26 protein-coding genes are annotated in these 22,900 nt (G+C 69.3%); 14 read left to right on the top strand and 12 right to left on the bottom strand.

The genetic code is table 11. From position 1 onward, the window contains the following. Nucleotides 1-3: 3 nt before the first annotated feature. On the bottom strand, nucleotides 4-504 hold the full coding sequence (locus tag NGM07_RS08235; protein ID WP_253519327.1) for a hypothetical protein: 501 nt from the start codon (nucleotides 502-504) through the stop codon (nucleotides 4-6). A 106-nt stretch (nucleotides 505-610) separates the two neighbouring features. On the opposite strand from NGM07_RS08235, the gene NGM07_RS08230 reads away from it, so the two are divergent. The 3 genes from NGM07_RS08230 to NGM07_RS08220 all read left to right on the top strand — a co-directional run bounded on the left by NGM07_RS08230 (nucleotide 611) and on the right by NGM07_RS08220 (nucleotide 2,745). Then, entirely contained in the window at nucleotides 611-1,690 is a 1,080-nt protein-coding gene (locus NGM07_RS08230) for a Gfo/Idh/MocA family protein (protein ID WP_253519324.1), read from the top strand. A gap of 68 nt (nucleotides 1,691-1,758) precedes the next feature. Beyond that, nucleotides 1,759-2,205, top strand: a complete 447-nt coding sequence (locus NGM07_RS08225) for a universal stress protein (protein WP_253519322.1) — start codon at nucleotides 1,759-1,761, stop codon at nucleotides 2,203-2,205. A 153-nt stretch (nucleotides 2,206-2,358) separates the two neighbouring features. After that, nucleotides 2,359-2,745 carry an SPW repeat domain-containing protein gene (locus NGM07_RS08220; RefSeq protein WP_253519321.1) on the top strand — a complete coding sequence of 129 codons (387 nt, stop codon included), beginning with the start codon at nucleotides 2,359-2,361 and terminating at the stop codon, nucleotides 2,743-2,745. A gap of 86 nt (nucleotides 2,746-2,831) precedes the next feature. On the opposite strand, the gene NGM07_RS08215 is transcribed toward NGM07_RS08220, so the two are convergent. From NGM07_RS08215 to NGM07_RS08185, 7 genes are all read right to left on the bottom strand, one after another. Next, nucleotides 2,832-4,181: a glycosyltransferase family 4 protein gene (locus NGM07_RS08215; protein ID WP_253519319.1), complete on the bottom strand. Its 1,350-nt coding sequence runs from the start codon at nucleotides 4,179-4,181 to the stop codon at nucleotides 2,832-2,834. 2 nt (nucleotides 4,182-4,183) lie between these two features. Beyond that, complete coding sequence (locus NGM07_RS08210; protein WP_253519318.1) at nucleotides 4,184-5,491, bottom strand: glycosyltransferase family 4 protein; 1,308 nt, start codon at nucleotides 5,489-5,491, stop codon at nucleotides 4,184-4,186. Between the two features lies 1 nt (nucleotide 5,492). Next, nucleotides 5,493-6,737, bottom strand: a complete 1,245-nt coding sequence (locus NGM07_RS08205) for an inositol-3-phosphate synthase (RefSeq protein ID WP_253519316.1) — start codon at nucleotides 6,735-6,737, stop codon at nucleotides 5,493-5,495. 278 nt (nucleotides 6,738-7,015) lie between these two features. Next, nucleotides 7,016-8,329 (bottom strand): glycosyltransferase family 4 protein, encoded by a 1,314-nt coding sequence (locus NGM07_RS08200; RefSeq protein WP_253519314.1) that lies wholly within the window; start codon nucleotides 8,327-8,329, stop codon nucleotides 7,016-7,018. Then, the gene (locus NGM07_RS08195) at nucleotides 8,329-9,858 is read right to left on the bottom strand and encodes a sulfatase (protein ID WP_253519313.1); all 1,530 of its coding nucleotides are present in this window, start codon (nucleotides 9,856-9,858) and stop codon (nucleotides 8,329-8,331) included. Before NGM07_RS08195 ends, NGM07_RS08200 begins: the two co-directional genes overlap by 1 nt. A 128-nt stretch (nucleotides 9,859-9,986) precedes the next feature. Beyond that, nucleotides 9,987-10,415, bottom strand: a complete 429-nt coding sequence (locus NGM07_RS08190) for an SPW repeat protein (RefSeq protein WP_253519311.1) — start codon at nucleotides 10,413-10,415, stop codon at nucleotides 9,987-9,989. Nucleotides 10,416-10,478: 63 nt separating this feature from the next. After that, nucleotides 10,479-11,384, bottom strand: a complete 906-nt coding sequence (locus NGM07_RS08185; protein ID WP_253519309.1) for a glycosyltransferase family 2 protein — start codon at nucleotides 11,382-11,384, stop codon at nucleotides 10,479-10,481. Between the two features lie 229 nt (nucleotides 11,385-11,613). Here NGM07_RS08185 and NGM07_RS08180 point away from each other — a divergent pair, with 229 nt between their 5' ends. The 4 genes from NGM07_RS08180 to NGM07_RS08165 all read left to right on the top strand — a co-directional run bounded on the left by NGM07_RS08180 (nucleotide 11,614) and on the right by NGM07_RS08165 (nucleotide 13,974). Then, entirely contained in the window at nucleotides 11,614-11,757 is a 144-nt protein-coding gene (locus NGM07_RS08180; RefSeq protein ID WP_253519307.1) for a hypothetical protein, read from the top strand. A 47-nt stretch (nucleotides 11,758-11,804) separates the two neighbouring features. Next, complete coding sequence (locus NGM07_RS08175; RefSeq protein WP_253519304.1) at nucleotides 11,805-12,557, top strand: DUF7553 family protein; 753 nt, start codon at nucleotides 11,805-11,807, stop codon at nucleotides 12,555-12,557. Between the two features lie 309 nt (nucleotides 12,558-12,866). Then, nucleotides 12,867-13,538 (top strand): helix-turn-helix domain-containing protein, encoded by a 672-nt coding sequence (locus NGM07_RS08170; protein WP_368410252.1) that lies wholly within the window; start codon nucleotides 12,867-12,869, stop codon nucleotides 13,536-13,538. 154 nt (nucleotides 13,539-13,692) lie between these two features. After that, nucleotides 13,693-13,974, top strand: coding sequence for a HalOD1 output domain-containing protein (locus NGM07_RS08165; protein ID WP_253520166.1), 282 nt, complete (start codon nucleotides 13,693-13,695; stop codon nucleotides 13,972-13,974). A 104-nt stretch (nucleotides 13,975-14,078) separates the two neighbouring features. On the opposite strand, the gene NGM07_RS08160 is transcribed toward NGM07_RS08165, so the two are convergent. Continuing rightward, nucleotides 14,079-15,410: an erythromycin esterase family protein gene (locus tag NGM07_RS08160; RefSeq protein WP_253519299.1), complete on the bottom strand. Its 1,332-nt coding sequence runs from the start codon at nucleotides 15,408-15,410 to the stop codon at nucleotides 14,079-14,081. Between the two features lie 12 nt (nucleotides 15,411-15,422). Next, nucleotides 15,423-15,719 (bottom strand): hypothetical protein, encoded by a 297-nt coding sequence (locus NGM07_RS08155; protein WP_253519297.1) that lies wholly within the window; start codon nucleotides 15,717-15,719, stop codon nucleotides 15,423-15,425. Nucleotides 15,720-15,910: 191 nt separating this feature from the next. Here NGM07_RS08155 and NGM07_RS08150 point away from each other — a divergent pair, with 191 nt between their 5' ends. The 4 genes from NGM07_RS08150 to NGM07_RS08135 all read left to right on the top strand — a co-directional run bounded on the left by NGM07_RS08150 (nucleotide 15,911) and on the right by NGM07_RS08135 (nucleotide 18,490). Continuing rightward, on the top strand, nucleotides 15,911-16,186 hold the full coding sequence (locus NGM07_RS08150; protein ID WP_253519294.1) for a hypothetical protein: 276 nt from the start codon (nucleotides 15,911-15,913) through the stop codon (nucleotides 16,184-16,186). Beyond that, the gene (locus NGM07_RS08145) at nucleotides 16,183-16,437 is read left to right on the top strand and encodes a DUF7835 family putative zinc beta-ribbon protein (RefSeq protein WP_253520262.1); all 255 of its coding nucleotides are present in this window, start codon (nucleotides 16,183-16,185) and stop codon (nucleotides 16,435-16,437) included. Before NGM07_RS08150 ends, NGM07_RS08145 begins: the two co-directional genes overlap by 4 nt. Before the next feature lie 192 nt (nucleotides 16,438-16,629). Beyond that, nucleotides 16,630-17,436, top strand: a complete 807-nt coding sequence (locus tag NGM07_RS08140; protein WP_253519291.1) for a DUF63 family protein — start codon at nucleotides 16,630-16,632, stop codon at nucleotides 17,434-17,436. A gap of 142 nt (nucleotides 17,437-17,578) precedes the next feature. Then, nucleotides 17,579-18,490 carry an ATP-dependent ribose-1-phosphate kinase gene (locus NGM07_RS08135; protein WP_253519288.1) on the top strand — a complete coding sequence of 304 codons (912 nt, stop codon included), beginning with the start codon at nucleotides 17,579-17,581 and terminating at the stop codon, nucleotides 18,488-18,490. Here NGM07_RS08135 and NGM07_RS08130 read toward each other — a convergent pair. Next, nucleotides 18,487-19,020, bottom strand: a complete 534-nt coding sequence (locus NGM07_RS08130) for a DUF7509 family protein (RefSeq protein ID WP_253519286.1) — start codon at nucleotides 19,018-19,020, stop codon at nucleotides 18,487-18,489. The two genes, NGM07_RS08135 and NGM07_RS08130, sit on opposite strands and share 4 nt — an antisense overlap. Before the next feature lie 155 nt (nucleotides 19,021-19,175). On the opposite strand from NGM07_RS08130, the gene NGM07_RS08125 reads away from it, so the two are divergent. Next, nucleotides 19,176-19,547 (top strand): helix-turn-helix domain-containing protein, encoded by a 372-nt coding sequence (locus NGM07_RS08125; protein WP_253519284.1) that lies wholly within the window; start codon nucleotides 19,176-19,178, stop codon nucleotides 19,545-19,547. Here NGM07_RS08125 and NGM07_RS08120 read toward each other — a convergent pair. Then, on the bottom strand, nucleotides 19,544-19,684 hold the full coding sequence (locus tag NGM07_RS08120) for a hypothetical protein (protein WP_253519282.1): 141 nt from the start codon (nucleotides 19,682-19,684) through the stop codon (nucleotides 19,544-19,546). The genes NGM07_RS08125 and NGM07_RS08120 overlap by 4 nt on opposite strands. Nucleotides 19,685-20,141: 457 nt before the next feature. Here NGM07_RS08120 and NGM07_RS08115 point away from each other — a divergent pair, with 457 nt between their 5' ends. Together NGM07_RS08115 and NGM07_RS08110 are read left to right on the top strand one after the other, a co-directional pair. Continuing rightward, entirely contained in the window at nucleotides 20,142-20,873 is a 732-nt protein-coding gene (locus NGM07_RS08115) for a guanosine phosphorylase (protein WP_253519280.1), read from the top strand. A gap of 102 nt (nucleotides 20,874-20,975) precedes the next feature. Next, the gene (locus tag NGM07_RS08110; protein WP_253519278.1) at nucleotides 20,976-22,496 is read left to right on the top strand and encodes a universal stress protein; all 1,521 of its coding nucleotides are present in this window, start codon (nucleotides 20,976-20,978) and stop codon (nucleotides 22,494-22,496) included. Nucleotides 22,497-22,900 lie beyond the last annotated feature (404 nt).

Raw genomic sequence — 22,900 nt, 5'->3', positions numbered from 1 at the left:
GGGCTACAACCTCCAGCTATCGTCGCTGCAACTGTTGTGCTGGAACAGCACGTCCTCGGCGCCGGACTGGACGTCGAGGTAGAACTCGTCCTCGGGTCGCTCGTCTCCGTCCTCGTCGGTTCCGCCGGTGCAGTCCGGGAAGAAGTGGAAGACGAACGACCGGTCGCCGCCGGCCGCTCGGCCTTCGAGTTCGACGCGGACGACGTAGGCCGCGCTCGGGAGGACGTTCTCCTCGTGGACCGTCCCCGGCCCGTCGTCGCTCTGGGCCGGAAGCTCGTAGTACTCCGAGAGTTCGACCGCCTCGCTGTACTCGGACTCGCCCTTCAGCCGAATCGCCTCGACGGTGACGCCGAGCGGTTCCGCGTGGCGGTTCAAGATCGTCATGTCGATGGGGTTGTCGACGAACGGAAGGGCGGTACCCGCGAGCGCGGCGACGGTCGCGCCGCCGCCGAGCGCGAGCAGTTTCCGGCGCGAGAGGGACGGCGAGCGGGAGGGCGCTGGCATAGCCGGACGAACCGACCCGCGCGCCGAATACGTTTCGGTGACCCGACCGCCCTCCGCCGACGGAGGCCACAACCGATTAGACCGTCTCCGTCGTGGTTCCGTCGCCATGACCCTTCGGACCGCCGTCGTCGGCGCCGGCATCGTGTCGGAGAACAACCACCTCCCGTCGGTGCGTCGCAACCCCCGGACGGAACTGGTCGCGGTCGCCGACCTCGACGAGGAGAGTGCACGCGAGGCGGCCCGCGAGTACGGTGGCCGACCCTACGGCGACGCCGAGGAGATGCTCGCCGAGGAGTCGCTCGACTGGGTCCACGTCGCGACGCCGGTCCAGAGCCACCACGCGCTCGCCGGCGCGGCGATAGACGAGGGCGTCCCGGTCACGGTCCAGAAGCCCGCGACGACCGACCGCGAGGAACTGGCCGACCTCCGAGAACGGGCCGAGGCGACCGGCGTCCCCGTCTCGGTCGTCCACAACTGGCTGTTCTACCCAGTGATTCGGGACCTCCGGCGGCGAATCGCGGCGGGCAAGTTCGGCGAGGTTCGCGGGGTCGAGGTCACCTTCACCGGCGAGGGACGGCCCGACGACACCTACCGGGGGGAGTGGGTCTACGACCTGCCCGGCGGCGACCTGGAGGAGGGGATGCCCCACCCGCTCTACCTGGCGCTCGGCCTGGGCGGCGTCCCGGAGAGCGCGGCGGACGTCGACGTCCAGACGCGGGCGACCCGCGACTACGACGGCTTCGACTACGACGGCACCGGCCTCCAGTGGACCACCGGCGACGACGTCCTCTGCTCGGTGACCTACCTCTCGGGGTCGGCGCCGAACAACCGCGTCCGGGTCTACGGCACCGACGGCTCGGCGTCGGTGGACGTCCAGACCAACACGGTCGACGCCCACGACGCCGACGAGGGGCCGTTCCACTTCCTCAACGAGCAACTCAGCCGGAGCGCGACGACCGCCGAGAACGTCGCCCGCGGCGTCGCCGACACCCTCGCGGAGTACGGCCGCGACCGCGCGGAGGAGCGACTCGACCGCCACAGCGAGGCGAGCGTTGACGGCCACTACTACCTGCTGAACGAGGCGGCGAAGGCCATCGAGCGCGGCGAGCAACCGCCGGTCCCGCTGGCCCACAGCGCGTGGGTGCTGGAACTGATGACGCAGGTGCGCGAGGACGCGCGGGCGTGACCCGCGGGTCCGGACGTCCAGGGTTTCCCCGGGGGTAGTTTTATCTCCGCCTGCGAACACGATAGCCCATGTACTCGACCGTGCTGCTCCCCACGGACGGGAGCGAGGGCGCGCAGGCGGGCGTCGAGGCCGGCCTCGAACTGGCGGCGCAGGTCGGCGCGAACGTCCACGCGCTGTACGTCGTCGACGAGCGCCGCGTCACCCGAGAGTACGACTACGTCGTCGAGGACGCCGAGCGGCGGGCCGAGGCGGCGCTCGATTGGGTCGGCGAGCGCGCCGCCGAACTCGGCGTCGACGTCGAGAAGCACCTCCGGTGGGGCGTCCCCCACAAGGAAATCGACCGGGCCGTCGACGATTACGGCGCCGACCTCGTCGTGATGGGCACCCACGGCCGGACGGGCCTCGACCGACTGCTCCACCTTGGGAGCGTCACCGAGCGCGTGGTCCGGACCGCGCCCGTCCAGGTACTCACGGTCCCGATTCGCGACGAGGAAGGCGCGGAGTCCGGCGAGTGAGCACGTAACGTCGAGGGAGTCCGCGGACGTATTCGGAGTCCGCCGAGAGCGTTCGCGCCGCTCGATTTCGCGGAAATCGCCGCCAGACACCTTGTAGTATCAGGCACGCGGGTTATGCCCGCTGGACGCCTTCCAGCACCTCGGAGAAAAATCATGGATAACAACGCACAGAAGTTCTCGTGGGTCATCGCGGTGCTCGGCGCGTGGCTGATCGCGGCACCGTTCGCCTTCGAGGTAACGCGCGACGTCGTGATGTGGAGCCACGTCATCGCGGGGCTGGGCATCCTGGCGTTCGCCGCGTACAACGGGCTGAAAGCCGACGACGACAGCGCCTACGAGCGAGGTAGTAGCGGACTGAGCCTCGTCACCCTGCTGTTGGGCCTGTACGTGGTCGCGGTGCCGTTCCTCTTCGAGGTCGCCCGCAACCTCCTGCTGTGGAACGACGTCGTCGTGGGCCTCGTCGTGGCGATGCTCGCCGCGTACAACGTCTACGAGGCGCGGCGCCGCCGCACCGAAACCCGCGACCGGGTCCAGGCGTAGCGACGCTCGACCCCGCTCGGAACATCGCCAGTTTTTGAGGACACCGCCGATTTTTACAGTTTCAGTACCGAACGCGTCGACCCGACTCACGACAGCCTCAGGTTCGCCTCCAGTTCGGCGGCCGCGTCCTCCAGCGCGTACACCTGCTCGACGCGCCGCCTGGCGTTTCGTCCGAGTTGCCGCCGGCGCTCCGGCGAGTCGAGCACCTCGACGCACTCGTCGACGAACTCCGGCCAGTCGCTCGCCACGGCCACGTCGACGCCCGGCCGGGCGTCGACGCCCTCGAATCCCGCCGCGGTCGTCACGACCGGCGCGCCCCACGCCATCGCTTCCAGTATCTTCAGGCGCGTCCCGCCGCCGATGCGGAGCGGCGCGACCACGGCGGCCGCCTCGCGGACCGCCGCGGCGAGGTCGACGACCTCGCCGCGGAACTCGACGCCGGGCCGGTCGCCCAGCGCCCGCACCGACTCGGGGGCGTTTCGGCCAGCCACGACGAGGCGGGCGTCGGGTCGCCGGCGTCGAAGCGCCGGGAACGCCTCCTCGGCGAAGGTCGTGACGGCGTCCTCGTTCGGGAACCAGCCGTAGGAGCCGAAGAAGAGCAGGTCGGTGGCGCGCGCGGAGGTTCCGCCGTCGGTGGTCGGCGCGGCGTCGTCGGTGGTCGGCGCGGGGGCCTCCGGCGTACCGGAGGCCCCCGCGCCGGGTCCGGACGCCGGCGTCTCCGGCGCTCGCTCCCGCCACCGGTCTTTCGTCTCGTACTTCGAGAGGTCCAGTCCGACGTGCTGGGTCGCCACGGGCGTCGAGCAATCCGATAGCTCCCGACGGTCCTCGGTGCCGAGCACCAGTACACGGTCCGACGCCTCGTAGACGGCCAGTTCCTCCCGGCGCAGTCGCGGGGTTTCGAGCGCGAGTTCGGCCCGGGTTTCGAGGTCCGGCGCGAGGTCGCGGTACCGGCGGTGGACCGCGAACTCCACGACGTGGGCGTTCGTGACGAGCGTCGCGTCGGCCTCGCGGGCCGCCCGCCGCACGCCCGACTCGCGGAACACCTGGCCGATGTAGGGGTGTTCTGCCAGCACGGCGTCGGGGTCGAGGTCCAGAATCGCCCGCCGCGTCGCCGTCGCCAGCGACGGCGACTCGAACATCGCCATCACGTCCGACCGGCCCGCCGCGAAGTTCCGTAGCTTCCGGAGTCGCGCGGGGAGCGGGCTCTTCTCCCGGGGCGTCAGCCGGACCGACTCGGCGGTTTCCGCGAGGGTTCGAGCGCGCTCGCGGTCGTCTTCGGTTTCCCCGTACGTCAGCGCGTGGACCGCGTGGCCGCGCTCGGCGAGGCCGCGGACGAAGCCGTGGGTGACGATGCGGTCGCCCGCGTCGGGCGGGTGCGGCACCTCGCGCGAGAGGACGAGGACCGTCGCGCCGTCGCCGGAACGTCCGTGCGCCATCGCTACGACACCTCCTCGCGGCGCTCGACGGCGCCCCCGTACAGCGCGCTCACCTCCTCGGCGTGGTCGGCCAGTCGCTTCGGCGCCTCCACGCCCTCGCGGAGGTCGGCCACGAGGTCGGGGTTCCGGGCCAGCCGTCGCAGGCGGTCGGCCAGCGCGTCGGCGTCGCCGAGCGGGAACGTCAGTCCGTCCTCGCCGTCGGTCACGAGTTCGGCCATCCCGCCCGCGTCGCCGGTCACGACCGGCACGCCCGAGGCGAACGCCTCCTGAATCACGAGCGGGCTGTTCTCGTACCACAGCGACGGTAACACCAGCACGTCCACCTCGCGGTAGGGTTCGGGCCGCGCCTCGTACCAGCCCCGGAACGTCGTCCGCTCGCCCGCCGCCTCGGCGAGTCGGGCGTGGTAGTCGTCCGATTCGGGGTCGAACTCGCCGAAGACGTCGAGCGAGACGCCGTCGACTCGCCGGGCGGCCTCCGCCAGGAGGTGGACGCCCTTCGTCTCGGTGATCCGACCGGCGTAGCCCACCCGGAGCGGGCCGTCGGGGTCGAACGCTCCCCCGTCGAAGCGGTCGACTCGGATGCCGTTGCGCAGGTGGACGAGGCGCTCGGCCGGCGCGCCGAACTCGGCGAACGTCTCGCCGAGGAACCGCGAGGGCGCGACGAGGCGGTCGAGCGCCGCCAGCGCCCGCCGGAGGCGCGCGTCCCGCTCGGCCACCGCGTCGACGACGGGACCGCCGCGCGCGGCGGTCCCGCCGTCGGTCGTGGGTTCCGCGTCGACCCCGAGTTCGGCGCCGGCGGCGGTTTCGGTCGCCGTGCCGTTCTGCTCCCGCGCCCGCCGGAGGCACGCCGCGCACTTCTCGACCGACTCCGGCCCCGAGCAGGGCCGTCCCTCCGGTCGGTAGAGCTGTTCGCGATGGCAGATGGTCCAGAAGTCGTGGAGCGTGGCGACGCTGGCGACGCCGCGCTCGGCGCACAGTCGCGGCAGGTCGGCCGACAGGTGCTTGACGTGCTGGAAGTGGACCGCGTCCGGGTCGAACGCCGCGAGCACCTCCCGGAAGCGGTCGGCGGTGCGCCCGCGGCGCACCGCCGACACCGGACGCTCACCGACGGCGGGCGCGGTTTCGCCGCCGGGGTCGGGCAGTTCGAATGTCTCGACGCCCTGCACCTCGGTTTCGTCGGCGCCTCGCGGGGCCGCGACCGCCACCTCGTGGCCGCGCTCAGAGAGCGCGGCCGCGAGGTCCCGGGTGTACAGCTCCGTCCCGCCGTAGGTGGCGGGCGGCAGGGCGTGGACCGCCTGCAGGACGCGCATGTCAGTCCGTGGGTTCGGCGGCCGGTTCGGGCTTCTCGCGGCCGTCTCCCTCGCCTTCGCGGTGTCGCTTCGCGTACCCGTCCAGCAGTTCGAATTGCCGGGAGAGGTCGTGGACCTCGACGCCCTGGGGGTCCTTGAAGAACGACGCGAGGTGGGTCTGGAGGCCCGCCTCGCCGTTCCGGTCGGCGTGGTCGAGCAGGCGCGCGATGTCCAGCACCAGCGGGGCGGCCAGCGCCGAGTCCGAACCCTCCCAGGTGAACTGCATCTTCATCTGGGTGTCGAGGAAGCCCTCGAAGTGGACGTAGTCCCACGCCGTCTTCCAGTCGTCCAGCGAGGGCGTGTAGTCGATTCGCACCCGGTTGTGGCCGATGTCCGGGAGAATCTCGTCTAAGATGGCGCCCTTGCTGTCGAGTTTCCCCTGCTTGTTGCGGTCGTCTTCGAGCACCTGTCCGTCGGTGTTGCCGAGGATGTTGTGACCCTCCCACGACAGCACTCGGAGGTTTCGCCCGGCGAACATGGGCGCGAGCGTGGCCTTCACCAGCGACTCGCCGGTCTTCCCGTCGTCGCCCATGTGCGGGACACCCTCCTCGCGGGCCAACTCGCGGATGCCGCCGAGCGAACTCCCCGCGCTCGGCGTGAAGTTCGCGTAGGGGTAGCCCTCCGAGAGCGCGGCGTAGGCGTACAGCGAACTCGCGGGCAGGTCCGAGTCGTCGTCCTCGACCGCCCGCTCGAACGCTTCGCGGGTGTCGTACTTTCCGGGGTCGGCGACCGACGGCTCCGTCGAGGCGACGTTGACGACGATAACCCGGTCCAACTCCGCCTCGCGCTCGAAGGCTCGGAGGTCCTCGCGGAACTGCTCGACGGTTTCGGCCGCCGATAGGTCGCCGAGGGGGTCGCCGTCGGCGAGCGATTCGACGCGCTCGCCGCAGTTACGTGCGGTACCCCGTTCGATACGGTCCTCGATTTCGCGGAGGTCGGCGGCGACGGTTTCGACCACCGACTCGGCGGGCGTGCCGTTCCGGTCGGCAATCTCGCGGGCCGTCTCCAGGACGTTCCCGTCCCGGACGTCGTGGCCGCCGAAGACGAACTCCGAGACGGCCGGCATGTCGAGGTCGGCGTAGGGTTCGTTGGCGGTCACCATGCCGGTTCGGTCGATTTCGCCGCGAGCGACCGCCAGCGCGCCGACCATCGCCGTCGTGGCGATGTTGCCGCGCGCGCCGACGAACCAGACGCCGGTTCCGCTCATCTCGCCTCACCCCCGTCGCTTCCTCGACTCGACGCACGATGCCCCAGTTCGTAGCTGCTACGTCCGTGCATAGATTTCCCCCCGTTCGGCTGTGTCGACTCCGAGCCCCCGTTTACTCCGTCGACGGATCGTATCTGATAAAGGGCGTGCTACAAGTAACACGCCCTACTGCAAAAAGGCGACGACCGTTTCCGCCTCCGACTGCGCCGCCGACGGAGTATCCCGACCTTTCGACGCGTGATTCGCCGCCCGCGGCCGTTCTCGAGCACTCGGCACGTCTACTCCTCGACGAGCGAGTCCAGTAACGCCAGATACGTCTCGACCTGCTCGGCGACCGTGAACTCCCGACGGACCTTTCGGCGGCCGCGCTCGCCCAGCGCCGCTGCTCGCCCCGGGTCGGCGAGCAACTCCCGCAGGCGGTCGGCCAGCGCCGGGACGTCGAAGGGGTTCACCACGTGGCCGTCCTCGCCGTCGGTCACCAGTTCGTCCGCGCCGCCGAATGTCGAGGTCACGACGGGCGTCCCCGCCGCGAACGCCTCGAGGTTCAGCGTCGGAAACGGGTCGAGGTGCACCGACGGCGTGGCCACGACCGTCGCGGCCCGGAGCGCGGCGCACAGTTCCTCCCGCGGAATCCACCCGGTCGAGACTACGCGGTCGCTCGCCGTCTCCGACCCCTCGTCCGACCCTGCGGCGTCGGCCAGTTCGCGCATTCGGTCGACGTACTCGCCGTCGCCGGTTACGACCAGTTTCGCGTCCGGTACCTCGTCGGCGATGGACCCGAATGCCCGTCCGAGATGGGCGCCGCCCTTGTTATAGCTCGTTCGCCCGCCGAACAGCGCGAACGGACCGTCGAGACCGTAGCGCTCCCAGAACGCCGCGGGGTCGCCCGCGTCGGTGACCGCCGCGGCGTCGACGCCGTTTCGAACCGTCTCCCCGCAGTCCAGGCCGTTCGCGCGGAGCGCGGTTCGGAGCGCGTCGCTCACGCCGACGCCCAATTCTGTATAGCGATTAATGGTTTGTCGGTTGCGTCGGTTGCGTATCGGGTTGTACCGCAGACCCTCTCGACGGAGCTGCTGGAGCGGGTTCACGCGGTACTCGGCGGGTCGAACGTCGGCGTGCGAGTCGGGTCCGCCGACCGGCGGACCCGACTCGGCGTCGTCGTCCGAGTCCCGATGGGAGGCCAGGTAGCCGGTCAGTTCGCCGTACGAAACCGTCCCGGCGTCGTGGAAGGTCTTGCAGACGGGCGCCCGCGCGGCCGCGGCCCGGAGGCTCGCGTTCGAGAGGTAGTGGGCGTTGTGCGCGTGAACGATGTCCGGGTCGAACGCGTCGAGTGCACGCCCGACCTTCCGGACGACGAAGGGGTTGTGGAGGGTGAGATACGGCAGGACCGCCCGGGGTTTCGGCGACCAGCACTTCCGGACGCGAACCCCGTTCTCGACCGCTCGGCCGCGGGCCGAGCGGTCGGTCACCGCCGTCACGACCAGCACGTCGTGACCGCGCTCGACGTACCCCTCCGCGCACTGGGCGGCGATCTTCTGGGCCCCGCCGCGCTCCCACGGCGGGTAGCCGTCGGAGAGCATTGCGATGCGCATCAGCGGTATCCGAGTTTCTCCAGGTTCTCCGCGACCGAGGCGGGCACGGACTGCTCGCCCGGCGCTCGCCGAGGCGGCGTCGGCGCCGCCTCGGCGAGCGCACTTTCGAGCCTCTCGCGCACGCGTGCGGGTACCGAATCGAGCGGGACCGCCTCGGTTTCGTTTTCGGTCCAGTCGATTCGCCGGGCGCGGCGCTCGTCGCCCACGGCGTCGAGTTTCCACTCGCCGGCGACGGCGGTGTTGCGGGTCCGGAACAGTCGCTCGTCCTCGACCCCCTCGGGCGGATGGGCGGGGACGACGCCCGCGTACTCCGCGAGCGCGACCTCCGCGTCGGCGTCGCCGGGTCCTCGGCGGGTGGCTTCGTCGGCGTCCGAGTCGATGTCCCGGTCCTCGGCGAGGAGCGAACGCGCCGGGTCGTACTCCAGGCCAGCGAGCGCCCGGACGGTTTCGGCGACGTGGGTCGTCTGGACGAGGTCGTCGCGCTCGGCGGGGCCGAATCGCCCGGGGTAGCGTGCCAAGAGTGGCACTCGAACCAGCGTGAGGCCGACTGAGGTCTGGTGGTCGAGCAGGGTCCGTCCGTCGCCCTCCCCGAGGTGTTCGCCGTGATCGGCGGTCAGGACGACCAGCGTGTCGTCGTAAATCCCATGTTGCGATATGGAATCGAGGATTTCGCCGATGACGCGGTCGGCGTACTCGACCTCGTCGGCGTACCGTCGGCGGAGATACCGAAGTTCGGCGTCCGAGAGTCGGCGGTCGCCGAGCCGAATCGCCCAGAGGTCGTCCATCAGGTCGTCGAGATAGTCGAGTTCTTCGTCGTAACTCTCGCAGCCGGGCGGGCGAACCGGCGACCGAAACTCCTCGGGGACGTAGAAGGGGAGGTGCGGGTCCATCAGGTGGACGTACGCGAAGAACGGTTCGTCGCCGTCGGCCAGGTCGGCGAACTGCGCGTCGGCGAGTTCGGCGGCGCGCTCGCTGGCCCGGACGTCGTCCAGCCAGGCGTCCTCGGTCGCCTCGCGGTACTTGTACATCGCCGCGTTTCCGAGGCTCTTGGCGGGGTTCTCGGACTCGAGTGCTCGCCGGAGGACGGTCGCGTACCACTCCGGCCCGCGGGCGACGCCCTCCGAGAGGTGGCGCACGTCGGTGCCGTCCTCGAAGTAGCGATGCTCCGGCCCGGTGAACTCCTCGACGCGGTCGAACCCCCGACCCTGCGGGAGCCAGTCGCCGATCCACGTCTTCGGCGAGAAGTGCACGCACTCGTAGCCCGCCTCCCGGAGGTCGTCGACGACCGTCCAGCCGTCGTCCGGTTCGAACCCCCGCGAGGTGGCGCCGTGCTCGTGGGGGAGCTTCCCGGTGAGCATGCTCGTGACGCTCGGCAGCGTCCACGGCGCCGCGCTGATCGCTCGCCGGAAGTCGGTCGCTTCCTCGGCGAACGCGTCGGTCGCGGGCGTCTCGGCGCGCGCTCCCCGGAGGTAGTCGTACCGACAGGCGTCGACGACGAGGAGGAGGACGTTCGGCTTCCGCTGTCCCATGAATCCAGGCACGCCGGCTTCCGCCGTAACGCTGGGGGCCGCCCGAGCGGCGAAAAATCGGTCGCTTCGTTCACGGTCCATTCGTTCCGGTCGCTCGGTTCGCTTCGGCGAACGTTCGTCGCGGCCGTCTACCGACCTTCGGCCTCGGCGGTCGTGGTTCGGCGGGTCGTCGAGCGCGCCTGGTAGGCGTTGTAGCCCGCGAGCACGGCGACGATGGCGCCGGAGATGACGTCGCTCCAGAACGCCGTCGCGGTCGCGGTCTCGAAGACGAACGGCGCGAGTATCATCCACAGCCCCAGCAGGGCGACGAGGCCGGCCGCGCCGGTGCTGATGGTTTCGAAGTCGTCGGTCTTGATGGCGTTGTACCCCGCGATGATGCCGATGGCGGCGCCGACGATGATGTCGTTCCAGAAGTTCGCGGCGGGCATCGGCGCGAAGAGGAACGCACTGACGACGATCCAGCCGCCGACGAGCGCTACCAGCGCCGAGATCCACCCGCCGGTGGTGCCGGCGTCGTCGGTCGTCGCTCTGTCGTTCGCAGTTCTCGTGTTACTCATGTTTGGAACCTCCGAGCGGGGGTTAGGACCTGAACTTCAAAAGCCGACCGGCTATTTAAGTTATTAATCGCCCGTTGATTCCGAGAATCGGCGTTCGACGGTGTTTACTGCCGCCATTCCGGCGTCGTACGCGGCCGGAGAATCCGTCAGTGAGAGGGCGTACGCGGCCGCTGCGAGGGGACGGACGTCCAGCGCGAGCGCCCGCCGGAGGTAGGGGCGCGCGTCCGCGAGGCGGCCCGCCTCGCAGTGGGTCTTGCCCGCGTCGGCGAGGAACTGGGCGCGCGCGGCGTCGGGCAGGTCGTGTTTCTCGAAGATGCGTCGAACCGCGCGTGCCAAGCGGTCGGGGTCGGCCGAGACGTTCGCGGTGTCGGTGCCCTTGGCCACCAGCGGAGCGTCCACGTACTCGAACCGCCAGTCGCGGGCCAGGCGCAGACAGAGGTCCCAGTCCTCGAAACAGCCGAGTCGCTCGTCGAAGCCGCCGCACGCCCGGAGGGCGTCTCGGCGGGCCAGTAGCGTGGAGGTGTAGGTCGGCACCGACAGCGTGCGAATCTCCTCGCGCACGTCGCCCGACGCTCCCGACCGCGAGAGCGGTTCGCCGTCGGCGTCGGCCTTGACGATGCCGGTGTAGACGACGCCACAGTCGTCGCCGCCCTCCGCGAGGGCGGCGACCTGCCGGGCCAGTTTCTCGGGGTGCCAGCGGTCGTCGGAGTCGAGGAACGCGACTGCTTCCCCCTCGGCGGCCTCGATGCCGGTGTTCCGCGCGGCGCTCACCCCCTCGCGCTCGTCGCGGCGGCGGTACCGAATCCGGTCGTCGTCGAACGACGAGACCACCTCGGGAGTCCCGTCGGTCGACCCGCCGTCGACGACCAGGAGTTCGAACTCCTCGTGGGTCTGGGCCAGCACGCTCTCGATGGCGCCGCCGAGGACCGACGCCCGGTCGTAGGTCGGCAGGACGACGCTGACGAACATCGGTGGCGGTACGACGGCGCCCCGGAAAGCGGTTGGGGCGGCGGAACGCGGGATTCGGCGAGGCGAAAGCCGACCAGTCAACCCGCGAGGGCAGGCGGACCAGCCGACGGGAACGGCCGGCGAACCAACCGACGGGGTGGGACTGAAAGGGGCCGGCCGCTCGCGGGCCGCAGGCCCGTGGTCGCCTCAGCGACCTCTGTTCGGTGAGCACCGGAGGTGCGAACCGAATATGTCGCTGAGCGACCGCGAGCGGCCGGGGGCTTTCGAGGTGTTCTCAGTTACTGCCGTTGCTGCGCTCGATATCACTACTGCGTTCGACAGTGAGTCGATGGGGACTTTCGGGACTCGGAACGACCCCGTTTCCTTCGCCTAGCCGGAGGACACTTGCCCCCGACGCAACAACTTCGAACGGGTGGGAGAATGTCATCGCTACCGCCAGTAATCGATATCAGAGACGACCTCGACGCCGCCAGGGAGAGTACCGGCGACGACCTGAACGACGAGTTCGAGACGATTCGGGACCGACTCGACGCGTTCGCCGAGCGGGACCGGGCTGGCTCGGACAGCGAGGGGGTGCTGGACGAGATAGACAACCAGCTCCTTCGACTCGAAGAGCGCACCGACGGCGACGCCTCGCGCCGAATCGCCGCGGCCCGAAATCGAATCCACATCTACCGCGACTCGCTCGACGAGACCGCGTCGGGGCTCGCGGTGGTCGAGTCGACCGCTCGCGACCGGGCCGAGCGCGAGGCCGCGGCGGCGTCGAACGACCCCGAAACTTCGGACGCCGACGGCGGGGAAGCGTCGAGCACCGAAGCCCGGAGCGGCCGTCGAGGGAACGCGGCCCAATCGAGCGACGCCGACGACGGTCGGCAGGTCGCCCAGGACCGGATTCTGCCGGTCGGCGAGGTCACCGTGACGGTGACGGTCGCGAACGGCGGCGACGACCGCACGGTCGCGCCGGTCGTCACCATCTACGACGAGCACGGCGACGACCTGGGGTCGGCCAGCGGGCCGCCGGTCGAAATCGAGGCCGGCGAACAGCGCCGCATCGAAATCGACGTGGACGTCCCCAAGGACGGGTCGTACTACGCCACGTCGCTGGTCGAGGCCGACGGCGACGACCGCGTCGGCCGCGACCAGAACGAGTACAACACGGACACGGTAACGTAGCGGCGGAACGGGGGAGGCGGCGACCTCGATACGGCTATCGCCGTCCGGTACGCGGACTCGGCGGCGAACCGCGTCGCGTCGCATCGCCCCGGCGGTGGGCACGGCGAGACGACGCCGAGCGCCGTGCTTGCGCGGCGGCGAGAGGCCACCGTCGTTTTCCCGTGCCGCCTCTCGTTACGATAGCTGCCGACCCGACCGTTCGGTCGTCTGGTGGAAGTCCTGCGTTCGATGCGAGGCGAAATCTGTCGATGGAATCGAGCGCAGGCCCGACGTACTTACGCCCGCGTACCGTATCGCGGGGGTGGAGATTTGCGAATAAGCGTTTTGGCAGAGTTCGTCTTCCCGGCGGACGAGTTCGTCTTGGCGGACACTCTAACCGCCGTGCCGGACATGCACATCGAAATCCAGCGGGTCGTCGCGGGCGAAGAGCGCGTCACTCCGTACTTCTGGGCGAGCGGTGGAGATTTCGCCGCGTTCGAACAGGCGATTCGCGGCGATTCGACGATTCAAGAGGTACTCACCCTCAAAGACGGCCAGGGGGACGAGCGATTCTACCGCGTGGCGTGGAAGTCGAACCCTCCGGACCTCCTCTCGGCGCTTTCGGAGGCCAAGGCGACGATTCTCGAAGCCGTCCGCGACGACGGCTCGAAGTGGAGGCTCAAAATCCTGTTCCCGGACCAGGACGCGCTGTCCGCATTTCACGACTTCTGCGCGGAGAACGGAATTCAGTTCGAAGTCGAACGCATCTACCACTCCGAGAATCCGCAGGAGGAGGCCGAGTACGGGGTCACGGAAGAGCAGCAGGAAGCGTTAGTGGCTGCGTTCGAAGCGGACTACTTCCGCGTCCCGCGAGACGTAACGCTGACCGAACTGGCGGACGAACTCGGAATCTCTCGGAACGCGTTGTCCGCTCGCCTTCGACGCGGGCAACACAATCTCCTCTCGCGCACGCTCGTCCACGACGAGGAGCACCGGGTGTAGCCGTTCGCGACCGAATCGGGCGACTTCGGGAGACGGTGGAGACCATAAACGGTGGGAGCACGACCACACCGAACCCTTTCCGGTCCACTCCGTAGCGTGTGGTAGCCGCTTCAGTGTGACTATGATACGAGGAAAAACCGAAATCGTGCGCGAGATGAGGAACAACGGCGACAGCGGTGAGTTGGTCTACGAAATCGACGACGACGAGTCGGTTTCCGAGGCGATTCCGACCGCCGTCGGAGTGGTTTCGGGGGCCGAAGTCACGGAACTCACCCCGCTCTACACCGTCGTCAGTCCGGACGCTCTGGACGCACTCTTTGCCCCTTGCGAAGACGATACGCCGCGAAACGGCCGGTGCTCTGTCGCCTTCGCTTACGAATCGTACAGGGTGAACGTGCAGGGGACCGACCGCGTCCGCATCTCCGAGCGGGAGTGAGCGGAGTCGCGTGAGGCAGGACCGTAGTTCGACGGTCAGTTCCGGAGAACGTCGGACGACGGGCAGCTATCGACGGTGCGAGGAGCGCCCGTCGTCCGAACCCTTCACACGCCCCACGGGTACAGGTCGGGGCTCTCTCGCATCTCCGGTTCGGGGTGGAGCGGGTGGAGCGCGGTCGACTCCTCGACGTGGACGAACAGGTCGTAGCGCTCGGCGAGGTTCGTCGGCACATAGTTGAAGCTCTCGCGCTCGGGGTCGTAGACCACGCCGATGGCCCGGTGGCCCCGGCGCTCTCTGAGCGCCGGGTCGTCGGTGTCGACGAGCCAGCAGTCCTCGCCGCGCCCCCGGTGGAAGACGTCGCCGACGCTCCCCTCGCGGGCTTCCGGGACGCGCATCTCCTCGTGGTCGGCGCCCCACGAGTTGGCGGCGATGACCGACCCGCGGTGGGTGCCGAAGCCGACGATGGCGGTGTCCTCGTCGCCGTGGCGTTCGCGGACGAGTTGGCCGAGGTTGAGTCGCCCGCGGTCGGGCATGTCGGTCGCGCGGGCGTCGCCGACGTGGGTGTTGTGCGCCCAGACGATGGCGGTGCCGCCGTCGCCCGCGACGTCGTTGCGCTCGGCGAGGCGGTCGAGGGTCTCGGCCATGTGGCGGTCCCGGACGTTCCACGACTCGTCGCTCCCCCGGACCATCGTCCGATAGTACTCCTCGGCGTTCTTCGCGACCAGCGCGTTCTGTTCGGCGGCGAAGCGGTCCTCGGACTCGGCGTCGTCGCTCGCGTCCTCGAAGTCCCGGCGGAGTTCGGCCCGGATCTCGATCACCTCGTCCTCGCAGTCGTCCGGGACGATGCGGGTCGACCGGCCGTACTCCCGGGCGTCCTCCCCGTACGGTTCGAAACACCGGTAGGCGTCCCGGGCGCGCTCGGCGGCCTCCGGGTCGAAGTCTTCGAGGAACGCTATCACGGCCTCCATCGACTCGAACAGGCTGTAGACGTCGAGGCCGTAGAAGCCGACTTCCTCCTCGGCGGGTCTGTCGCGGTTGTACGCCCGGAGGCGTTCGACCAGCGCCGCGACCTCCCAGTTGGCCCACATCCAGGTGGGCCATCGGTCGAACTCGCCGAGCACGTCCGAGGCGTTCTCGTCCGTCCGATTCCCTCGGATCCAGCGGTTCACCTCGTAGCAGTCGGTCCAGTCGCCCTCGACCGCGACGAACGAGGCTTCACCGCGCTCGACGAGTTCGGCGGTGAGCCTGGCGCGCCAGCGGTAGTACTCCGAAGTGCCGTGGCTGGCCTCGCCGAACAGCACGAACGACTCGTCTTCGAGTTCGTCGGCGATGCGCGACACCGCGTCCTCGTCGAGCGGTTCGGCGCGTTCGTCGATGGCGTCGGCGGCGCGTTCGATACCCCCGGTTCCGGCCGTCGCTCGGTCGTGGGTCGCCATAAAAGCGGGCGGTTACTGGGCCTGCTGACGGCTGACGAACTTGCAGAAGTAACTCGTCTCGCCGTCGTTGGTCTCCTCCTGGTAGAGGAATGCGAGGTCGTTGTCCTCGAACGCCTCGAAGAACTCGTCCCACCCGATGTCTTCGAGGTCCTCGTCCTCGTCGCCCTGGTCCGGGAAGTCGATGCGGAGCATCCCGGGGTCGTCGCCACCCCCGGTCCCCTCGACGTGGGCGGGACTGCCGTCTCGTTCCTCGACCCAGTCTCGAATCTCGTCGTGGTCGGTCGTGGTCGTGCTGTCGTCGTCTGCCATTGTTCTCCCCCGAGACAGACACGGCGCGAGTTTTCTTAGGCGTGGTGGCCTCCGCGAACGAGCGTCGAACCGGAAGGATTCGCCGGGTCGAACACCCCGACGCAGTCACGCGATTTCCCTCGGAAGCGTATAAATGGGTTGTGTAGGAAAGGCGTGTCGTGATGGGTGTCGGTACACTATGCCCTTCCCCGATGATCAGAAACGCTTCGACGCCTCAGGGCGTCACCGACGAGGAATCGTCCGACGAACGCCGACTGTACGGCGACTCTCAGCACGAGGCGGTCGGGGCCGACGGTGCGGCCGAGCAGACGCTCTACGGCGAACCGCAGCACGAGGCCGAGTCGACCTCGGACGGCGGGTTCGTCCTGCTGCTCGACGACGAGTTCCCGTCTCGGACGTTCGGGCCGCCCGACGGCGGCGGCGAGCGTTCGAGGTCCGGCGGTGCTCCGGAGGTGTCGTCCGCATGAGTCACCCCGAGCACTTCGGCGGGCGCGAAGCAGCGTCCGACCCGGTCGACGCGGCCGACCCCGTCGAGGACCCCGACAGCGTCCTCGAGGCCTGCGAGGCCTGCGGCGAGGAGACGCCCCACATCGTCTCCATCGAGATACTCACCGAGAGTCAGAAGCGAGAGAACGCCGCGTTCTCGCGCGAACCGTACCGCGTCACCGAGTGTCGGGTCTGCGGCGAAACCACCCAACAGCGGATGAACAACGCGTAGAGGCGCTCGGTCACGTTTCTTTCTGCCGTCGCTGGTGAAACGAGTCGCGAGACGTCCGACGTCCGACGACTACGGTCGTCGGTCGCCGGCACGTCGGTCGCCCGCACTCCGATTCCGCGGTCGGACCGGACCGAATTCGACGCTTCGAGCGCGACCGCAAGCCTTTCGGCCCCGCGCTCCGCCGTTTCCGGCATGGTACTGCCAGAGGGGTTCGCTCTCCCGCCGTTACGCTACCTGCTTCCGCTGCTCGCGGCGGTGGCGCTGGTCGGGTGGGCGCTAGTTCGGTCGAACCCCACCGTCACCGACCGGACCGTCCTCGCGCTCGTCCCCTGGGTGCCGGTCGGGTCGAGCCTCCACGTCCTCTACGTGGTCGAGTGGGCACCCGCGGCCATCGCGCCGCTGCTGGGCACGCCGTCGGTGTATCTCACGACGTTCGTCGTCGCCGGAGCCGTCTGGCTCGTCGCCGAGGCCGCCGAAACCGGCGTCGAGCGGACCGTCGCGGCGACGGGCACCGTCGCCGCGCTCGCCGTCGTGGGTTACGCGCTCGCTCGCGGCGCGAGCGGCGGACTGCTCGTGTTCTGGCCGCTGGTCGGCCTCGTCGTCGCCGTCGGCCTGACCGCGGCGCTCTGGGCCGCGACGCGTGCGACCTACCCCCGCGTGGCCGCCACCACCGGTGCGGTCGGCGCGCTCGCGCTGTTCGGCCACGCGCTCGACGCCGTCTCGACCGCAGTCGGCGTCGACCTGCTGGGCTTCGGCGAGCGGACGCCCGTCTCGCGGGTCGTCCTCGAAGTCGCGGCGGGCCTGCCGACCGCCGACCTCATCGGCGTCGGGTGGCTGTTCGTCCTCGTGAAACTCGCCATCGCCGAGGTGGTCGTCGTGCTGTTCGCCGACCTCGTGGCCGAGGACCCGACGCAGGGCTACCTCCTGCTCGGCGGCGTCGCGGCCGTCGGACTCGGTCCGGGCGTCCACAACCTCCTGCTGTTCGCGCTCGCGGGCTGACGGGCTTCCCCGGCGCACCTCTCGCTGGCGCATCCCGCGCCCCCGATACCGCGTCTCTTTCTCCGACGGCCCAAGCGTTTTGACGGCCGGGTTCGTATCGAGGCGGTATGTTGTTCGTCAACCGCCCTCCCCGTCGTCAACCATGGTCGAGGTAATCACCGCCGGCCACGTCAACTGGGACGTGACCCTCCGCGTCGACGCCCTTCCCCGGCCCGACGGCGAGGCCCGAATCGACTCCCAGCGCCGCTCGGGCGGCGGAAGCGCCGCCAACGTCGCCGTGGCGCTCGCGGGCCTGGAGTACGACGCCGGCCTCGTCGGGAGCGTCGGCGACGACGAAACCGGCCACCTCGCCCGGCGCGAACTCGAAACCGCGGGGGTCGACTGCTCGCACCTGCTGGAAGTCCCGGCCGCCGAAACCACGACGAAGTACCTCATCGTCGACGAGGCGGGGGAGGTGATGGTGCTGGGCAACGAGGGCGCCAACGAGGCGGTCGCGCCCGACGACGTGGACCCCGAGTACGTCGCCGACGCGGGCCACCTCCACCTCACCAGCCAGCGACCCGAAACCGCGGCGGCGCTGGCCCGAATCGCGACCGAGGCCGGCCTGAGCGTCAGTTTCGACCCGGGACGGCGGGTCGGCGAGCGCGACTACGCCGAGGCGCTGGCGTACGCCGACGTGGTGTTCCTCAACGATCGCGAGGCCCGGACCATCCTCGATAGCGACCTCGAACACCCCTCCTCGGAGCTCAACAGCCGCATCGTCGTCATCAAGCACGGCGAGGACGGTGCGCGGGTCGACACGCCGAACGCCTCGTTCGGCCATCCCGGCTTCGACGCCGAAGCCGTCGACACCACGGGCGCGGGCGACGCCTTCGCCGCCGGGTTCCTGGCGGTGTTGCTGCGTCGGGACGGCGTGCTCGGCCCGGACGCCGACTACGAGCGTGCGCTGGAGTTCGCCAACGCCTGCGGGGCGCTGGCGGCCACGGAAGAGGGTGCACAGACCGCGCCGACGTGGGACGAGGTGGGCCGGTTCCTCGACGAGCAGTTCGGTTAGTCGTCGCCTTCTTCGCCGGGTGGGAACGGTAGCTCGCCGGTGTCCTCCTTTCGAACGACGTCCGCGACGAACTGTTTCACCGCCTTCAGTAGCCCGTCCTCGTCGTCGAACGTCCGGCGCTCGACGTCCCACCGGTCGCCGATGGCGCCGATCATCGCGCTCCGCATTCCGACCTCGTGGACGAAGAGAATCCGTTCGCGCCGCCGGTCCGAGATATCTTCGAGGACGGCCCCGACCTCGATGCCGACGCCGAGGTTCTTCCCCTCGCGGGGGACCACGAACAGCACGACGTTGCTCGCCCGGGCGAACTCGAGCGTCTGGGTTCCGGCGTCCATCTCGTCCAGCGGAATCTCCGGGTCGGTCGCGAGGAAGGCGTTGAGTCCCTCCTCCCGGAGGTCGTCGCGGAGTCGTTCGAGGAACGAGTACATCTCCTCGTCCTCGGTCACGTGGGACTTGTACGGCCCCATGACGTAGACGAGAAAGCGTCTGTAGGAGGTGGGTTCGAGGTCGTATATGAGCCGTTCTCGCATTCGTTCGCGGCCGACGCACCGCCCATACTTATAAATAGCGGCCATTTCAGCGAACGTTGAGTCAACAACCGTTAAGTCGCCGTCTCCCCAACGTACTACCGACGAGGTTAGGAGCGGCTCCTAACGTCACCGAACCGGCGGAGCACCCTCGAACCATGGCCAAAGCAGAACGCTACGAACCCCCGAAGCTCCCCGAGGAGAGCATCCTCGAACTCGAAGACTACCTCGCCATGCAGCGGGCGGTCAGCGAGGAGACGCGCTACCGCATCGTCGCGGAACTGCTGCGCGAGGGCGAGATGAGCGCCACGGAGCTTTCGGAGGCGCTGGATTTACCCTCGAACAAGCTCCACTACCACCTCGATAAGCTAGTCGACGTCGGCGTCGTCGGCAATCGCTTGCAGAAGGAGCGCGGAGCCGACGGTCTGTACTCCTACTACGTCGCCACCTCGCTCGGCGAAGCCGTGATGAAACACGGCATCGGCGAACTCATCCGCACCGAGTGGGACGCCCTCGACCGATACGCCTAGATGTGCCCGCTCACGCCGAGAATCGCGCCGCAGTGCGGGCAGTCCCAGACGTGTCGCGAACTCAGGAATCCGCCGGCCGAGGCGTCGCTCTCGACCAGTTTCTCTCCCTCCTCGCCGCAGTCGGGACAGTGGCTCATGCGTGCGAGAGGCGTTAGTGCGGTGAGAAGTCGTTTGCGTATATAACGTGACTCACGGCCGGTGTTCTGAGGGTTCAGGGAGTCTCCGACTGCTCGCCGTCGAAGACAGCCTCGAAAGCCCCCGCGCGCTGGACTCCCGCGGCTCGCTGCGCGCTTCGTTCGCGCCTCCGGCGCTCACTCCAGTGCTTACGTCGCCGGGGTTCGTCCAGCGCGCGGCCCCTTTCAGTCCCACCCCGCCGGTAGCGTCGTCGGGCGCTTTTGGGGTATGGTCGGTCGGCCGATACCTGGTGGTCCGTTCCACCGGTCGATTCCCGATGGTTGGTGTCGCCGGGCGCTTCCGGTGGTTGGTGTCGTCGAGCGCTTCCGCCGGCCGAGTCACCGCGCGACCAACCTCCGAACCCCGCGCGTCGGCCGCGAACCCGTACGCTTTTTCTCCCGCTCCCGAGAAGCCACGCCCATGGCGAAACAGCCCCACCTCCTCGTCGAACCGGGCGACGTGAACGACATCGCGCTCATCCCCGGCGACCCCGGCCGCGTCGACCGCATCGCGGGCCTCTGCGACGACTCGACGGTCGTCTCCGAGAACCGCGAGTACAAGGTCGTCAACGCCGAGTACGAGGGCGTCGACCTCACCATCTGCTCGACCGGCATCGGCTGTCCCTCCGCCGCCATCGCGGTCGAGGAACTCCACGCCGTCGGCGTCGAAACCGTCATCCGGGTCGGGACGACCGGCGCGCTCCAGTCGGGCATCGAGATCGGCGACATGATCGTCGCCACCGGCGCGGCGAAGAACGAGGGGACGAGCAAGCGCTACGAGGCCGTCGAGTACCCCGCGGTGCCCGAGTACGACGTGCTGACCGCGCTCGTGGACTCCTCGGAAGCGAACGACGAGTCGGTCCACGTCGGCCCCATCGCCAGCGACGACGCTTTCTACGCCGAAACCGACGAGTACGTCGAGGACTGGGAGGCTGCCAACATCCTCTCGGTCGAGATGGAGGCTGCCGCGGTGTTCTCGCTCGCGCGGCGCAAGGGCATGCGCGCGGGGGCCATCTGCACCGTCGACGGCAATCTCGTCGAGGGCACCCAGAAGGGCGAAACCGAGGACGACGAACTCCCCGAGAAGGCCAAGGACAACGTCGAGCGCGCGATTCGAATCAGCCTCGACGCGGTGGGCTCGCTGGCGGAGTAGCGACCGAAAGCTCCGCGGTCGAACGTTCCGCCGACCGGGAGACGCCGCCGTCGTCCCCTCAGGCCGGCAGACATTTACCTTCCCGCGGCCGATTTGTCGGTTATGTTCGACGGCCTGCGTACGCGCTACCACGCTCTTCTGCGGCGCGTGCGTCGGTTCGAACGACGCGAGGTCGCCGAGTTCCGTCGCTGGATAGAGCACACGACCAACCTCATTCACCTGACGATTCTGTTGTTCGTGCCGCTGCTCATCGCGCTCGTCACCGCCATCGCGAACTCCGAGGAGGTCCTTCCGTTCGTCCTCTTCCCGCCGCTGGCGTCGGGCACCTACACGCTGTTCGCCGACCCCGAGGGCAAGTACGCCTCGCCGACCAAGTTCGTCGGAGGCCTCACCGCCGGGGCGGTCTGCGGGACGGCGGCCATCTGGCTGGGGATGCACACGTCGCTGCGCGACCCGATGGGCGCCGGCGTGCTGAAGGTCTCGCCGGTCGAGGCCGCGCTCGCCATCTTCCTGACCGGCGGGGTCACGTGGGCGCTCGACTACGAGGAGCCATCGGCGTTCTCGACCGCGCTGCTGGCGCTCATCGCGCCGGCGTTCACCGGCCCGACGGACATCGCCGAGTTCTTCCTCGACTACGTCGGGTCGGTCTTCTTCGCCAGCAGCATCGTCGCGGGCGCGTTCCACCTCTGGCGTGACCGGTTCTACGAGCGTCGCTCGAAGTACCTCTACCAGTCGACGCGGGGCGACGACCACGTGCTGGTGCCGATGCGGGGCGACGCCTCGACCGCGGCGGCGACCTTCGGCGCGCGACTCGCGGCCGCCCACGACGCGGGGAAGGTCGTCCTCCTCGACGTGGTGGACGAGGAGAGCGTCGCGGCCGCCGAGGAGGCCGGCGACGTCGACCCCGACCCGCGGGCGGTCGAGAGGACGGAATTCGTCGACGCCGATGCGGCCGAGGCCGAGGGTGCGGAGGTCGAGGAGGTCCAGGTCGCCGACGAGTCGGCCCAGCGACTCGAAGCCGAGGCCAACCGCATCAAGACCCGAATCGGCGTCCCCTGCGAGGTGGTGGTCGCCGGCGACGGCGCGAATCCGGCCGCGACCGTCATCAGGACGGCCCGCGAGACCAACTGCGACCTCGTCGTGACGCCCTACGAGGAGCGACACGGTTCGCTGTCGCCGTTCGTCAGGCGACTGTTCCAGGGGCGCATCGACACCATCGCGTTCCGGTCGGCGTCCGAGACCGCGTTTCGTTCGCGCTGGAAACGGGTCCTCGTGCCCATCGCCCGGCCGGGCGACACCGCCCACGCGATGATAGACTTCGCGCGGCGACTCACCGGCCTCTCGGGCAGCGTCAGCGTCTGCACCTGCATCGACCGCGAGAACGAGCGGCGGTCGGCCGAGGCGACGCTGGCCGACCTCGTCGAGGCGTTCGAAGGGTCGTTCGAAACCCGGGTTTCGCGGTCGTCCATCGAGTCGTTCCTCGCGGCCAACGACGCCCACTACGACCTCGTGGTGATGGGCGCGAGCACCGACCGCTCGACCGCCTCGCGGTTCATCTCTCCGCCGACGTTCGAGCGTCTCCAGGATTTGGAGTGCGACGTCGCCGTGGTTCACCGGGGGTAGTCCGGCGAAATCGGGTTTGTCTGGCACCTCCTTCTCGTTCACCTAACCACCGTGGCGTCTACGACGGGAACGGTAGAACGACGGTGACCGCTTTGACCGATATTAGCGACAACGGAGAGGAGAACGCCTCGAAAGCCCCCGCCCGCTCGCGGTCGCTCAGCGACATATCCGGCTCGCGCCTGCGGCACTCGCCGAATAGGGGTCGCTGAGACGACCACGCCCTTCGGGCGCGAGCGGGCGGCCCCTTTCAGTCCACCGTCGGACCTCCGGTCCGACGAGCTCTCGTTCGCTCCGCTCACGAGAACCACCCTGCCGGTTGATTCACCGAGCGCTTCCGGGGGTTCGCGTCACCGGGCGCTTCCCGTGGTACATGTCACCGAGCGCTTCCGTCACGTGGTGAATTC

It is taken from the genome of Halorussus vallis (assembly GCF_024138165.1).
GTDB classification, from domain to species: Archaea; Halobacteriota; Halobacteria; order Halobacteriales; family Haladaptataceae; genus Halorussus; species Halorussus vallis.
This window is presented reverse-complemented; position numbering and strand designations above follow the sequence as displayed.

Coding starts and splice junctions, on each gene's coding strand:
- NGM07_RS08115 (WP_253519280.1), top strand. CDS start 20,142: ATGGCGAAACAGCCCCACCTCCTCGTCGAACCGGGCGACGTGAACGAC.
- NGM07_RS08225 (WP_253519322.1), top strand. CDS start 1,759: ATGTACTCGACCGTGCTGCTCCCCACGGACGGGAGCGAGGGCGCGCAG.
- NGM07_RS08130 (WP_253519286.1), bottom strand. CDS start 19,020: ATGCGAGAACGGCTCATATACGACCTCGAACCCACCTCCTACAGACGC.
- NGM07_RS08195 (WP_253519313.1), bottom strand. CDS start 9,858: ATGGGACAGCGGAAGCCGAACGTCCTCCTCCTCGTCGTCGACGCCTGT.
- NGM07_RS08180 (WP_253519307.1), top strand. CDS start 11,614: ATGTCGCTGAGCGACCGCGAGCGGCCGGGGGCTTTCGAGGTGTTCTCA.
- NGM07_RS08235 (WP_253519327.1), bottom strand. CDS start 504: ATGCCAGCGCCCTCCCGCTCGCCGTCCCTCTCGCGCCGGAAACTGCTC.
- NGM07_RS08190 (WP_253519311.1), bottom strand. CDS start 10,415: ATGAGTAACACGAGAACTGCGAACGACAGAGCGACGACCGACGACGCC.
- NGM07_RS08175 (WP_253519304.1), top strand. CDS start 11,805: ATGTCATCGCTACCGCCAGTAATCGATATCAGAGACGACCTCGACGCC.
- NGM07_RS08230 (WP_253519324.1), top strand. CDS start 611: ATGACCCTTCGGACCGCCGTCGTCGGCGCCGGCATCGTGTCGGAGAAC.
- NGM07_RS08145 (WP_253520262.1), top strand. CDS start 16,183: ATGAGTCACCCCGAGCACTTCGGCGGGCGCGAAGCAGCGTCCGACCCG.
- NGM07_RS08185 (WP_253519309.1), bottom strand. CDS start 11,384: ATGTTCGTCAGCGTCGTCCTGCCGACCTACGACCGGGCGTCGGTCCTC.
- NGM07_RS08165 (WP_253520166.1), top strand. CDS start 13,693: ATGAGGAACAACGGCGACAGCGGTGAGTTGGTCTACGAAATCGACGAC.
- NGM07_RS08210 (WP_253519318.1), bottom strand. CDS start 5,491: ATGCGCGTCCTGCAGGCGGTCCACGCCCTGCCGCCCGCCACCTACGGC.
- NGM07_RS08110 (WP_253519278.1), top strand. CDS start 20,976: ATGTTCGACGGCCTGCGTACGCGCTACCACGCTCTTCTGCGGCGCGTG.
- NGM07_RS08150 (WP_253519294.1), top strand. CDS start 15,911: ATGATCAGAAACGCTTCGACGCCTCAGGGCGTCACCGACGAGGAATCG.
- NGM07_RS08160 (WP_253519299.1), bottom strand. CDS start 15,410: ATGGCGACCCACGACCGAGCGACGGCCGGAACCGGGGGTATCGAACGC.
- NGM07_RS08205 (WP_253519316.1), bottom strand. CDS start 6,737: ATGAGCGGAACCGGCGTCTGGTTCGTCGGCGCGCGCGGCAACATCGCC.
- NGM07_RS08140 (WP_253519291.1), top strand. CDS start 16,630: ATGGTACTGCCAGAGGGGTTCGCTCTCCCGCCGTTACGCTACCTGCTT.
- NGM07_RS08215 (WP_253519319.1), bottom strand. CDS start 4,181: ATGGCGCACGGACGTTCCGGCGACGGCGCGACGGTCCTCGTCCTCTCG.
- NGM07_RS08220 (WP_253519321.1), top strand. CDS start 2,359: ATGGATAACAACGCACAGAAGTTCTCGTGGGTCATCGCGGTGCTCGGC.
- NGM07_RS08120 (WP_253519282.1), bottom strand. CDS start 19,684: ATGAGCCACTGTCCCGACTGCGGCGAGGAGGGAGAGAAACTGGTCGAG.
- NGM07_RS08155 (WP_253519297.1), bottom strand. CDS start 15,719: ATGGCAGACGACGACAGCACGACCACGACCGACCACGACGAGATTCGA.
- NGM07_RS08135 (WP_253519288.1), top strand. CDS start 17,579: ATGGTCGAGGTAATCACCGCCGGCCACGTCAACTGGGACGTGACCCTC.
- NGM07_RS08200 (WP_253519314.1), bottom strand. CDS start 8,329: ATGCGCATCGCAATGCTCTCCGACGGCTACCCGCCGTGGGAGCGCGGC.
- NGM07_RS08125 (WP_253519284.1), top strand. CDS start 19,176: ATGGCCAAAGCAGAACGCTACGAACCCCCGAAGCTCCCCGAGGAGAGC.